Genomic DNA, 13,413 nt, shown 5'->3' on the forward strand with positions numbered 1-13,413 from the left:
CTTACACCCTAAAGTTATTGCACATGCTGGGCACACAAAAATAAGCGGTCCTGAGGAGACCGCTTTATTTTTAGGTTTAGAATCGAATTACATCGTTTATCTTAATGTTTTGGCTTTTGCCAAAGCTTCTGTGGTTATATAGTATTTGGTAAGCATGAAGGATTTCTCCCATTCTGGCATCTCGCCTGCGCGCACATAATCAAAGAACTTGTTGGCGACATGGGCGAAGTGTTCTTCATGTCCTTCCAATAAATCTGCAGGTATTTCGACTACGTAGCCATTACCTTCCGGTTTCAGTGCAATACCTTTGTATTTATTAGCGATGGTTTCAAATCCCGCGGTGATTGCTTTTTTGTCATCTTCCGTAAATCCAGGAGCTGCAGCTGGCTCGATGTATAAGCGTGGTTTATAGTTTTGCTCCTTGCCCTGTTTGATCGATACAATAGATCGCGTTCCACGAATTTGTGAAAGATGGGTATCACCGGATCCTTCGGGAGCCTGATAATTCCATTGTACAGCCACCTTGCTGTGCACTCCCTTTAGGGAATAATTGATCTCGCCATTGGCGTAAACATTTAGTGTATCGTTTTTGACATCCTTTTGTAGGAAGCCCGGGAATGCGGCATCGCCAGTTGATTGCTCAAACTGTTCTAAGCTAATTTTCGTAGGATAGCGGTTCGCATTGAGCACCTCTACATCAGCCTTGTAATCAAAAACATTTTCGGGAAAGAGTTGCCATTGAATCAAGTCGATTGAATGCGTGGTAACATCGACAATACCTTCTCCCTCCTGCTCTACATCATAATACCAATCTGGACGAATCAAAGGTTTGCCCGACACCTCTTTATAAAAGTGGTGAACCGAATTCTTGATGATTGCCGGGTTATCAATTGTACCCTTCTCTAGTGTTCCAAATAGGTCGGCATTGTGGACCAACTCTTTTTGAAGAATAGAAAAGATATTATAACGCTCGGTCATGATATCATATAGCAATACTTGCTTTTCCTTCGCAACGTCAAAGGCGTCAATCAACAGGTTGAATCCTTCTTTGTTGATGGCCATGGGCTTATCCGAAAGTACGTTGAGCGCTGCAGAAACTGACTTATGGATATAATCTGTCTTTCTCTTATTGTTACCAGCTAACACGACGATGTTGCCAGGCTTTTCTTCCAGCATTTTCTCTAAGAAATCTGAATCGGTGTAAGATTCGACCTTCCAACCCGTCGGATTATCTTCACGGATATTATACTCATTCAGCAAAGCATTGTGCGCAGATACGCCTAACGACTTTGGTGCATAAACATAACATACGGAGTCAATGCCGGGCAACATACTTTTTTGAATTAGGGACGCATGAAAATGTCCTGGATCTAAAGTCATCAGCGTGAGTTTATCTGACGTTGTTTCTTTTTCTGTTTTACAGGAATTCAAAGTAGCGAGAACAAGCAAGGCGATAGCTAATTTTTTCATTTGAAATTAGTTTAGTTGTGCAGCACTATCCTTATCGATAAAGAGTGATACCTGTGGATGTGTCCGCAATATACTAGATGGTATTTCCGATGTAATTTCTCCGTTTAGGGTGGCATGAACTGCCGCCGCTTTGGTACTACCGGGCACCATGCAAAAAAGGTTTTGTCCCGCAAACAATGCTGGCACGGTCAGCGTAATTGCATGCGTTGGCACCTCCTCCAAGGTAAGGAAACATCCGTCGTTGACCTGCTGTTGTCTACTTGTTAAATCCAAGTCGACCAGTTTGACAAAATGAGGGTCTGCGAAGTCAGCTAAGTGTGGTTCATTGAATGCAATATGTGCGTTTTCCCCTATTCCCAAGCATACAATGTCGATGGGCGCTTCTTTCAATAATGCTTCATAGCGCTCGCATTCTGCCTGAGGATCCTCAGCAATGCCGTTGATGAAATGAACCTGTCCGATATTTACTTGATCAAATAGATTTTGCTCTAAGAAGCTAGCAAAGCTTTGCGGATGTTTTTTCTCGATGCCGACATACTCGTCCATATGAAAAGCGACTACCCGAGACCAGTCGATACCCTCGTCCTCACGTAAATAAGCCAGTGTTTCCAGCTGTGAAGGCGCCGAGGCAAATATCATACGAACAATTTTATCGGGTGTTTCCTGCAGTTCTTTAATTCGTGCTGCAGCTTTTTTTCCTGCATACAAACCTAGCTCCTCTCTATTTTCAAAAGTGTACACCTTTAGTGTACCAACTTCTAGTTCTTTAGCATCCATAGGTTTAGATAATTTTTGATAAATGGTTTTATTAATATTAGTGTAGGTACCCGATGAGAAAGCAAAGCATAATGAAATATGCTACCTTGCCATCGGCTTCCTTAATTCTTATAAAATTGTTGGTTTTCGCGATGTATAATATCTATCGGCATGAAATACTCTTTCTCCTGATCCTCTTCAAACATCAGAAAACGATATAGCGCTTTTATTCCGCGGTATGCCTGCTCCTGTGGCTTCTCACAGATCAGAAAATCAATCATGCCTTGATTTAAATATTCAATGTTGTTAGGCAGAAAGTCATAACCTATGAGCAAGATATCATTCTTACCGATCTCTTGCAGAAATTTTGCAACCAAAGCGACCCTAGAATTGGTCACGAAGATGAGATGCAAGTCCGGATTCGACTTTACGATCTTCGCTAAAGCCTTCTTGACAGCAGGGTAGTTCGTATCATAAAGATTTTCTTTAATAATATTTCGCGGTTTGTTATCGTTGAAATAGCTCATGAATCCTTCTTCCTTACGTAGGATGTGGTGATCGGAATCGATATCTTTCGCAATATTCAATAGCAGGAGCTGATCGGTTTCCTTCGTCAGGTAATGAATGAGGTGCGCTGCTGTTTGTCCACTATGGAATAGATTCGGGCCAAAATAACTTAAGCTTTTCTGTTGCGGGATATCCGAGTTGATGAATACAAAAGGAATATTCCTACGCTTGCATTCTTCGGTAAATGCTACGGCTTCCTCAACAAAGGCCGGCGCCAATAGCAGTCCATCGATATCCGTTTGTTTCAAAATGTTCTTCGTCTGTTCGATAAACGATTGCTTATCGTTCATGTCGTAGAAGAACTTTGATACTTTTACATTATAGAGCTTGATTTCATTTTCTGCTTGAAAAATGCCCTGCAAAGGCACGTCCCAGTAATCGGTTTCCTTGGATTTCTCCGGAATCAGCGTATAGAGATGCATCGTTTTTGACGATGCAAGGCGCCGCGCGAGTATATTGGGTTTATAATCCAACTCTTTGATGATCTCGAGAATTTTCTGTTTTGTTTTCTCCGAAACCCCCGGTCGGTTATGCAGCACCCTATCAACAGTAGCAATGGACACTTTCGCTCTTCTAGCGATTTCCTTGACCCCGTTTAACTCTTTTTGCTTTTTTTCCATATAAATCCAATGTACCCGTTTTGACGGATTGATCGACAATATAACTAAATAATCAGTAAAACATATTAACTTAAAAAACATTTTTTATGCTAATTAGTAGCTTACCGAATAGCGATTGTATATCAAATTAGCCCGATTCTGTTTGGCTTCACGCTTATGCTTTCAACAGCTCGCGTCTGTATTAGACGCGCGGCTCCCAACCTCTTTGATATTCGCGCTTCCAATATTTATTCATAGCCTCCTTATTATTAAGGATTTTACCTGTTTTCGGATCGATATCAAGCGCCTGGCCCGTACGCTGCGCTATATTACCCAACTGCACAAGTAGTGTACTTTGATGACCGCCGATAATATCGGAATTCAATGCAGAACCGTCTTTAATCGCCGAGAAAAAATTCTGAATATGGATAGCATCTAATTGTTGTGATGGATTCGTTAGGCTCGTTGCTTCAACTTTCGTTGTGTCGCGAACTTCCTTCACCAACTTGCTATTCAAATCAAAAATTTGGTAGGCATTATCGCCGTTGATCTGTAGTGAACCCTTCTCACCGTAGAAGACTACGCCTACGGTCGCGCCGTCGGTTTTCATACCATTACAGCTTCTGCCTTCCCAGGTAATCATGCTGTTGTTTCCAAATTCTAGACCGATGGTTTGTGTATCAGGCGTCTCCCAGTCATCCTTGTGTGCGAATCGACCGCCAACAGAAGTGACACGCGTCGGGTACTCGACTTGTAATCCCCAACGTGCTAAATCGACGAAGTGTGTTCCGTTGTTTAGCGCCTCACCCGTTCCCCAATGCCAAAACCAGTGCCAGTTGTAATGCAGAATATTGTCTTTATATGCACGACGCGGCGCTGGACCTTGCCATAGATCAAAATTTAACCAGTTCGGTACTGCTACTTCTTTTCCAACACCAATTGGTGCTCTATTGTTTGTGTACCATGTTTTCGCGAAGTATGCTTTTCCAATAGCTCCATTATGTACTTCACGAATTCCTGCAGCAACATTTGGCCAAGAACGGCGCTGGTTGCCCATTTGGATAACATTTTTGTATTTCTTTACCGCCTCGATTAGCAACTCGCCTTCGTGCGGGTTATGGCTACATGGTTTTTCCAAGTAAACATGCTTACCTGCCGATGAAGCAAGAATTGCAGCCGGTGCGTGCCAATGATCTGGCGCCGCAACTACCAATGCATCCACATCCTTATCTTCCAAGGCACGACGGAAATCGCCTTCCGTCTTCGGTTGATGCTTCTGGCGTTTCATCACTTCCGGCATACAGCGATCAATTGCTCCCGAGTCTACATCACAGATATAGGTAATCTGCGAGTTGGGCTGTAGGGCAAAGTTATTTGCTAAAGCCTTACCACGCGCATTAACGCCCATCATCGCGATATTGATACGTTCGTTAGCACCTATTATATTTCCATAGCTTTTTGCCGAAAACGACGGCAAAATGCCTCCAAAGGTCATGGCAGTAGTGCCGATGACCGCTTTTTTGATAAAATTTCTACGAGATTCTTCCATCTTATTTAGGTTTATGATGTTACTAATGATACAGGTTTTCCTTGTTGACGCTTGCTTTCGTCTGCCGCTTCGATAAACGCACAGATCTCTAAGGTTTCTTCGGCAGAAACAGGTGGATTTCCAGTTTCAAAGAATGCGATAATCTCCACAAGGAGGGAATCATAACCTTTAAACTGCCCCAGCGTAGTATTTCCTTTTTCACCAAAAACAGTACCGCCATAATCATGCTTACCCACACGAAGACCGCGGAACGTACCGATGCGACCATCTTTCCATTTTCCGACTACTACATCCGTACCTTCAGTATGCACGCGCGTTACGCTTTCACATCCAGTTCCCATCAATGCAAACAGGATTTCAATACCGTGGATACCATACCAGAAGAAGTCAGGGTGGTTTGGTTCTAATGCCGCAGGGCTGAATGTATCAGCACCTAAGACTTTGCCAACGCTACCTCCTTTTACTTCTTTTATTTTGTCCATAAACCGCAAAGACGAAGTAGAGAATACCGGAACATTGTTTTGTTTTGCTAAGTCGAATATCTGTTTAGCATCTTTATACGAAGCGGCAATTGGCTTATCGATAAATAAGGTTTTTTTAGCTTTGATTACAGGTATGGCTTGTTCTAAATGCACTCTTCCGTCGTTGCTCTCTAGCAATACTACGTCTACCTTCTTCAATAGAGCATTGATATCTTTAACGATTTCAACGCCATACTTTTTTACCTCTTCGATGTATTTCGGAACGCGCTCGACAGAGGATGGAATATCCTTGCTACCTTGCGCTACAGCGGCTACCACTTTATACCCTTTAAATCTAGGGTCAGGATTTTCTCCATTTAAAGATTTGGTAAATGCCGTCGCATGCGACGTATCTAATCCGATAATTCCGACGCGCTTTCCTTTTTGTACGGAGGAAAGGCCTTCAAAGAATTTGGTATTTGGACCGAGCATGCCGATTCCGAGCGAGGCCATTGCTGTAGTTTTTATGAAACCTCTTCTGCTAACATCATTTTTCATAGCTATTTAAGTTTAAGGTATTTCTGTTTATAATTTTTTGAAGGGTCAATATTCCGAATATCAAATGCCTCGGATGATGATAGTTTTCTATCCTTATTCCCTCCTCTTCTCGATTCATCTGTCTATTTCCGTTGATTTTCCAAGGTCTATAGGGTAAATGATCGAGTATAAATTGCTGCTGCAAATACTGCAGTGTTTTTTGAAACGTAAGATACGCCCATTCGTCAGAACGCTCCTCCATCAGGATTAAGCATCCCACCATAACTTCTTCTTGTGCCCAAAGCACTTTATCTAAGAGAAACCTATTTTCTTTAGCATGGTCCAAACAGTGGAAGAAACCACCAAATAAATCATCTTTCGCTACCTCAACATGAAACTTGAACCGGGATGCCGCAAGATCGAATAGTTCCTGATCCTGTCGGCGCTTCGCCTCATCCATGATCATCCATAAGGTTTCAATAGCATGCCCGATATAAACAAACTGGTCAAGACTTTCGCCCAGTCCGCTGCCCGCTTTGCTTCGCAGCTCGGGCATAAGGTTCAGTTCTGCATCATAATGTTTCTGAAGCAATGCTTCCAAACAATAATCTGCAATTTCTTCGAGTTCGGCATCAGCTTGAAGGCGAAGTAAGGTCGTACATAGATGCAATACAATCATGTAATGCCCCAATATTTCTTCTGCTTCCGGATAATCTTTCGTAGGTGAATACTCCAAAAGATAGCGATATTCTTTCGTTTGGTAAAGTGAAAATGCTTCCTGTAGAATATTTTTAGCCTCGTCCCAAGCATCTTTTTCACCACTGGCATCAGAATAGGCGGCCAAAGCTTCTGCGACAAAGAGATTTCCATAGATATCCCCTTCCCTTTCTTGGAGGTCATTGCCGGCTTGATCGTAAGCCCAAGGCCAGAAACGAGCACAAGTATCTTTGGATTTGAACAATAGTTGGAGCGTTTGCTTGGCACGCTCTAAGTATTGCGGATTAGGGTCCAAAACTTTGTATAGGTAAGAATAGACCCAAGTTCCTCTGGCGTCATACCAAGTTCGTTTGTGGCTGCTAAGCTGCTTGCCTTTATAGCTGGTATTCCAAAAATACCCACCATGCTCCTTATCATATACGTATTCATCGATAAAAGGCAGATAGTCGTCGAACAAGTATTGCTTATACTGTTCGAGCATCATATATAGCGTTTCATTTGTCAACGCTGTCTGCTTATTTATCTGTACGCTATTCATTTTATGTTCTGTTATTCTTCGTTAATGGCATCTAATAGTTTTTCTGTTTTCTCAGGAACTTCTCCTTTGGCAACAAAAGCATAGCCTATATAGAGCACCAAAGAAGCAATCAGTGGTCCTGCCAATTCCACTGCAAATCCCGTTCCTCCGATGAGTTTTAAGATGACAAACGTCGCTAAACCACCGATGATGGAGAGCAGTGCGGCTGTGCTTCCGCTATGTTTGAAATATGGTAATAGACCAAGGATCATCGGGATAGATATTGGGCCTAACAGTGCCGCAAACCAGGAAATGATCAATCCGATCACACCTCCAAATGTCTGTGCGTTAAAGGCGATGATTATCGTCATTACTAGAAAGCTAAAGGTCGTAATACGAGCAACCAGTAGCATCTTCGGTTTATCGAAAGTTTTAACCTTCTTGATCATGACCGGCAAAATATCACGGGTGATCACCGAGGAGATAGTATTCGCATCTGAAGAGGTCATGGATAGTGTTGTTGAGAATAACGATGCAACCAATAAACCTAAAAGTCCCGGAGGAAGAAACTCCATTGCCATTAAAGAATATGAGGTTTCTGGCTTTTCTAAATTCGGGAAGAATATAGGCGCCGCAAACATCGGATAGAAGAGGATCAATGGCCAAACAAGGTAGAGGATTGCTGAAAGGATGGCCGCCTTTTTGGCGTCTTTCCCTGAAGGCGATGATATAAAGCGCGTTGCGAGATTCCAGGTTCCACCACTGTAACTAAAGAAATTGATGACTAGGAATGCCATGGCAAAGCCCACTGTATACGGAGAATTGAACAGATTACTGTTTTCTGGTGGCAGACGATCCCACATCGTAAAGACGCCGGACGCACCATCGCCCAAGTGCATCAGGACGACGAAGAACATCACCAAGCCGGAGGCTACCTGAATAAGAAATGACATAAAATCATTAAGTACATCGGCCCATAGGCCTCCTAAGGTCACATAGAAAAGAGTAACTACCCCGGAAAGAATAATACCCGTAACGATAGGAATGCCCATGAAAGCGTTTAATAATATCCCTACTGCTGCCCATTTCGCTCCAACATCAAATAACTTAACGATTACTCCGCACCAAGCCATCAGTTGTTGAACCGGCAGGTTATATCGCGTTGCTAAATATTCTGTAGGCGATTGTATCCCCGTTTTAGTCCGTAGCCTTGCCCATCGAGGTGCGATAAAGACAATCGTTCCGATCATAGCGATTGCAATCGTAAATGCCCACCAAACGTACATCACAAATCCGTGGGTATAGGCAATTGACGCATATGCGACGAAGACTGCGCCGCTATAACCAGAGACATGATGTGATATTCCAGACAACCACCAAGGGAGTTTCCCTCCTGCGGTAAAGAAATCGGCGGATGAAGATACCTTGAAGTAACTGTAGATACCGATCCCAATCAGAAGGAAGAAAAATACGACAATGACGATATAATCAATGGACTGCATAAGGCTGATAATAATTTAAATTATAATTGTAGATACGTGCGACAATGATGTCTTACTGTGTACGTACCCGAATATAAGATTAATTTGAAAAGCTTGCAAGATATTTTTGAATTTATTTTTAAATTTACTTTGGCTTCGAAATACAATATACGTATTTACAAGTTCATCTACAACATTGAAAATCAGAAAACTACAAAACCCATGAACCCTATTGAGTACATTCAAAAGCAAGACAAGCATATATTAGAAAAAGTCGTTCAATGGCGCCGACACTTACATCAGCATCCGGAACTGTCTTTTGAGGAAAAAGAAACTACAAAGTATATCGCTAGTGTTCTTGATGGAATGGGAATTCCATATGAGCAGGTATCCCCTACCGGCCTCATCGGAATTATTCATGGCAACGGTTCATCAGAAAAAAGTATTGCCCTTCGTGCCGATATTGATGCATTGCCGATTACCGAAGAAAACCAACATGGATATGCTTCTTTAAACAAAGGTGTGATGCATGCATGTGGACATGACTTTCATAGTTCAAATCTCTTGGGCGTTGCTTATTTGCTAAATGAGATTAAGCATACTTTGAATGGCAATGTGGTATTGATTTTCCAAGCTGCCGAGGAAAGAATCCCAGGCGGGGCTTCCGCAATTGTGGAATCGGGTATTCTGGATCGCTATCAGGTTCAAAAAGTTATTGGTCAGCATGTGTCTCCACAGCTGCCATTAGGAACCTTTGGCTTCAAGTCGGGATATGCGATGGCATCGAGCGATGAGATTTACATTGATATTATGGGTCGCGGTGGGCATGGCGCTCAACCGCAGTTAAATATTGATCCAGTTATTATATCAGCACAATTACTGGTTGGTTTGCAGCAAGTAGTTTCTCGCTATGCTGATCCGAGGATACCATCCGTTCTATCATTTGGAAAAGTTATAGCCGATGGCGCAGCGAATGTCATTCCTACGACGGTTCATTTAGCAGGTACTTTCCGTACGACCGACGAGCAGTGGAGAGCCTCTGCGTTAGCAAAAATTGAGAACTTAATTGTTCAGACGGTGGATGCTTACGGTGCGTCCGCAAAGATCGAGATAAAAAGAGGTTATCCAACTTTATATAATAACCCTTGTCTCACGGCTGAAATGCAGCAACTTGCGACTAATCTTTATGGCGCTGAAAACAGCCTTTCCGTTCCAACCTGGATGGCATCGGAGGACTTCGCCTATTATGCGCAAAAGTATCCGGCTTTATTCTATTTTGTTGGGACGAGAAACGAAGAGAAGGGTATTGTTTCGGAATTACATACGCCGACTTTTGATATCGACGAAACGATCTATGAAAGATCGGTGGAGTTTATGTTTAAAGGAGCAGTTTCCGTCTTACAAGGATTGTAAGATGGAAACTGCAGTATTTACAAACACTAAGCGTTATCTTTCGCTAAGAAAGATTTCACGAATGTATCATCATTAAGTTCTGGGTAATTGTCGTAGACACGAGAAATCTCTTCGGCCTGTCCTTCCGACAACACTTCATCAGGGTTTAGACACCAAATGCCTTTCAATAATCCTTGACGGCGCAGTACTTCATGAATACCTGGGATGCAACCATGAAAATCATGTGCGGGGTCAAAGAATGCAGCATTGCTATCCGTAACTTTAACACCTTTGCTCAACAAAGCATTCAAATGGTGATAGTCTTTAGAAGCCTTTGCCTGCTTAACCTGCTGCATTAAATCTACAGCCTTTTTTGTCCATACCGCCCAATGTCCTAAGAGTCCTCCGCGGAAGTCAATTGACTTCGCCAATCCATCCACCTGGAAATCATAGGTCGTCAGTAGGTCAGCGACGATATTGTCGTCATTTCCGGTGTACATGGCTACATCATCCGCACGCGATGAGTTTGCCAATGCACGCATGACATCCAATGTTTGGTATCTATTGAAAGATGCACATTTGATTGCTTCGACACCTTCAATTTCAACAAATGAGCTCCAGAAGTCGTAAGAAAATATACGACCGCCCACTGAAGGTTGTAAATAAAATCCGAATACAGGAATAACTTGCGCCACTTTTCGTACGCGCTCTAGGATCGCCTCTTCGGTCCAGCCTTGTAGTCCTCCCATACTTAACAAACCTATATCATATCCTAATTCCACAGCGATTGCAGCCTCCTCAAGCGCTTGCTCTGTTGGCCCGCAGATTCCTGCGATTTTAAGGAAAGGACGATCTAACTTAGCCTTATCAATTTCATCAGCTGCGAGTTCCAAAACCTTGCGGAATAAGTTGATATTAGGATCACGAATCTCGAACTGCGTAGAGTGAACAGCTACCGCAACACCGCCCGCACCTGACTCCATGTAATATCGTGTCAAGCGGCGCTGGCTTGCTTCATCCAACGTCCGGTCTTCATTAAGCGCCAATGGATGTGCAGGAAAGACCTGCCCTTCCATTAAGAAATCTTTTAATTCTTTTGTCAGCTTTTTCATTAGAATTGTCCTCCTCTTTCTTGGAAATGCGTTGGTTTTCCAAACTCATCGCCACCGTTTTGAATCCAAGCTGCATTTAGCTCAATAACCTCTCTAATAGTAACCTTTGGATAACCAAATAAGCGATGGCATTCGGAAGCATTATTCAATAGGGCCGTTCCTTCGGCTTCATGAACAAACTTTGCTTCTTTTCCGAATATCTTAGCAAACTCCTTAGCAACCCATTTTGTAGATAGGGTTTCAGGGCCCGTCACGTTCAGTATCTTCGCAGGGGATTCACAGTGCAATAAGGAGCGGATAGCGATTTCATTGGCATCGCCTTGCCAGATCACATTTACATTCTCCGTGCGTAAATCAATAGGCTTTTCATTCCATACGGATTTACCGATCTCCATAATCACACCATAACGGAAGTCAACAGCGTAATTTAGACGGTAGATAAGCATTGGCGTATTATTCTTTTTGGCGAAATATTGGAATACGCGTTCGCGGCCTAAGCATGACTGCGCATACTCACCAATCGGTTGTGGGACTGCATCTTCGTCCACCCCGCCTTCATTTAATTTCACGAAAGGAAGTATATTTCCTGAGGAGAATGCCACGATCTTAGCATCTTTGAATTTCTCGGAAACACGGCCCGGCAAATAAGTATTCATAGCCCATGTGAAATCCTCATTTCCAACAGTTCCAAATTTATGCCCTGCCAAGTAAATTACATTGGCAACATCCGGTAAGTTAAAAAGCTGTTCGTCGTTCAATAAATCACATGCGATGGCGATTATACCGCTCTCTTCAACTTGGCTTTTTGCCTTTGGATCCGAGAAACGAGATACTCCATAAACTTTATTTTCTTTACCTGCTAACTTTAACGCATCCACAAGAAGCTTGCCCATGCTCACCCCCATCTTTCCTGCTATACCCAATAGCATGATATCACCCTCAATCTGCTTTACATCTTCAACTAATTCTCTGGAAGGTACTGCGTATTTCTCTTCCAACTTTTTTAAATCCATAACAAACATTTATGATAATACTAATACTTTAAAATTCAATACCGCTAAACCAATCACGAGAAACAGACCCAATAGTCCAACTATCTTTTGGAACATATTATTCTTATGCTCTCCCATGATATCCTCACTATTGGCAATCCAATAAATCGCTATTCCGGTGAATGGCACCAAGAAAATGGTGACACTTTGCGCTAATACGATAAGTTCTAATGGAAGCTTGCTGAACAACAGAGAAATGATAGCTCCGAAGATCATCACAGTTGCAATCAGCATCTTCACGTAATTGTTGTTCAAGTTCCCTTTCAATCCTAAAGCATCCCCGAGCATAGACCCACCAAGCGCTGCATTTCCGATAAGCGAAGAGAACGAAGCGCCAAACAATCCTACAAGGAACAGATGGCTAGCATTCGATCCAAATAGTGGCTCTAATGCCATTGCCATTTCAGATGCAGAGTTCACTTTGATACCTTGTGGATGAAGTACGGACGCCGCGCAGATTAAAACCACTGCACTCATGATTCCTAAGATCATTATCCCAATCGTACTGCTTAGTTGCGCATGCTTATCTGCCGAGAGGGGTTCACCAGGCGCAACACCATTCGCTTTTCTTTTTTCCTGCACTAAATAGGACTGATAAAATGCTCCTACCAATGAAAAACAAGATGCTATAAATGCAACGATCAATCCCGTCGAACCAGTCGGGATATGAGGAATTAAGCCATCAACGATATGGCTGAAAGAAGGCTGAATCAATATCAATGTCAGTACAAAGCTGAAAAGCATCAAGATCACCAACCCGAGCATTACTTTCTCCAATACCTGGTAGAAAGACCTGAAGAACAACAACAAGATACCGGCTAGATTGAATACAATAATCCAGATCTTCGCATCCGTATTTGTCGCTTCCCCCATCGCAATCCCGACACCCGTTGAGTTACCTGCTTGAAAGGATATGGCTACTAAAAAGATCCCCGCTCCAATGAAGACACTTCCAAACTTTCCGATCTTTTTGCGGATCAATGTTAATAGCGAGTCTGTGTTATATTGCCCGATTCTAGCACTCATGTTAGTAAAAATGAGCATGAAGAATATAGCAAGAATAATAACCCAGATGAGTTCGAACCCATAGTCTGCTCCCATTTTGGAAGTAATTGTCATCTTACTGGGTCCAAAAACAAGAGCGGCTGTTACAATCCCCGGGCCTAATATCGATAGGCCTTTTAATAACCAGTTTTTATTCAT

At 42.7% G+C, this 13,413-nt stretch carries 11 protein-coding genes; 1 reads left to right on the plus strand and 10 read right to left on the minus strand.

The features are described 5' to 3' along the window. Positions 1–96: 96 nt before the first annotated feature. The 7 genes from B2400_RS15310 to B2400_RS15340 form a co-directional block, all read right to left on the minus strand. On the minus strand, positions 97–1,470 hold the full coding sequence (locus B2400_RS15310) for a putative oxidoreductase C-terminal domain-containing protein (RefSeq protein ID WP_286650154.1): 1,374 nt from the start codon (positions 1,468–1,470) through the stop codon (positions 97–99). A gap of 6 nt (positions 1,471–1,476) precedes the next feature. Next, positions 1,477–2,247: a glucosamine-6-phosphate deaminase gene (locus B2400_RS15315; protein ID WP_286650155.1), complete on the minus strand. Its 771-nt coding sequence runs from the start codon at positions 2,245–2,247 to the stop codon at positions 1,477–1,479. 101 nt (positions 2,248–2,348) lie between these two features. Then, entirely contained in the window at positions 2,349–3,413 is a 1,065-nt protein-coding gene (locus B2400_RS15320; protein ID WP_260038506.1) for a LacI family DNA-binding transcriptional regulator, read from the minus strand. Between the two features lie 181 nt (positions 3,414–3,594). Next, on the minus strand, positions 3,595–4,941 hold the full coding sequence (locus tag B2400_RS15325; RefSeq protein ID WP_260038504.1) for a Gfo/Idh/MocA family protein: 1,347 nt from the start codon (positions 4,939–4,941) through the stop codon (positions 3,595–3,597). A gap of 11 nt (positions 4,942–4,952) precedes the next feature. Beyond that, a complete protein-coding gene (locus tag B2400_RS15330) occupies positions 4,953–5,960 on the minus strand; it encodes a Gfo/Idh/MocA family protein (RefSeq protein WP_286650156.1) in 1,008 nt (335 codons plus the stop codon). Continuing rightward, positions 5,950–7,194, minus strand: a complete 1,245-nt coding sequence (locus B2400_RS15335) for an AGE family epimerase/isomerase (RefSeq protein WP_286650157.1) — start codon at positions 7,192–7,194, stop codon at positions 5,950–5,952. The genes B2400_RS15330 and B2400_RS15335 overlap by 11 nt, the downstream gene beginning before the upstream one ends. Positions 7,195–7,205: 11 nt before the next feature. Beyond that, positions 7,206–8,675, minus strand: a complete 1,470-nt coding sequence (locus B2400_RS15340; RefSeq protein ID WP_286650158.1) for a sodium:solute symporter family protein — start codon at positions 8,673–8,675, stop codon at positions 7,206–7,208. 201 nt (positions 8,676–8,876) lie between these two features. Here B2400_RS15340 and B2400_RS15345 point away from each other — a divergent pair, with 201 nt between their 5' ends. Next, a complete protein-coding gene (locus tag B2400_RS15345) occupies positions 8,877–10,067 on the plus strand; it encodes a M20 metallopeptidase family protein (protein ID WP_293934696.1) in 1,191 nt (396 codons plus the stop codon). Between the two features lie 26 nt (positions 10,068–10,093). Here B2400_RS15345 and B2400_RS15350 read toward each other — a convergent pair whose 3' ends face one another. From B2400_RS15350 to B2400_RS15360, 3 genes are read right to left on the minus strand one after another with little or no spacing between them, the layout of a single operon-like run. Continuing rightward, a complete protein-coding gene (locus B2400_RS15350; protein ID WP_286650160.1) occupies positions 10,094–11,158 on the minus strand; it encodes a dihydrodipicolinate synthase family protein in 1,065 nt (354 codons plus the stop codon). Beyond that, the gene (locus B2400_RS15355; RefSeq protein ID WP_246172499.1) at positions 11,158–12,171 is read right to left on the minus strand and encodes an NAD-dependent epimerase/dehydratase family protein; all 1,014 of its coding nucleotides are present in this window, start codon (positions 12,169–12,171) and stop codon (positions 11,158–11,160) included. Before B2400_RS15355 ends, B2400_RS15350 begins: the two co-directional genes overlap by 1 nt. A 9-nt stretch (positions 12,172–12,180) precedes the next feature. Then, a complete protein-coding gene (locus B2400_RS15360; RefSeq protein ID WP_286650161.1) occupies positions 12,181–13,413 on the minus strand; it encodes an Nramp family divalent metal transporter in 1,233 nt (410 codons plus the stop codon).

The sequence above is a fragment of the Sphingobacterium sp. UBA6645 genome (assembly GCF_002455685.1).
GTDB lineage: Bacteria > Bacteroidota > Bacteroidia > Sphingobacteriales > Sphingobacteriaceae > Sphingobacterium > Sphingobacterium hotanense.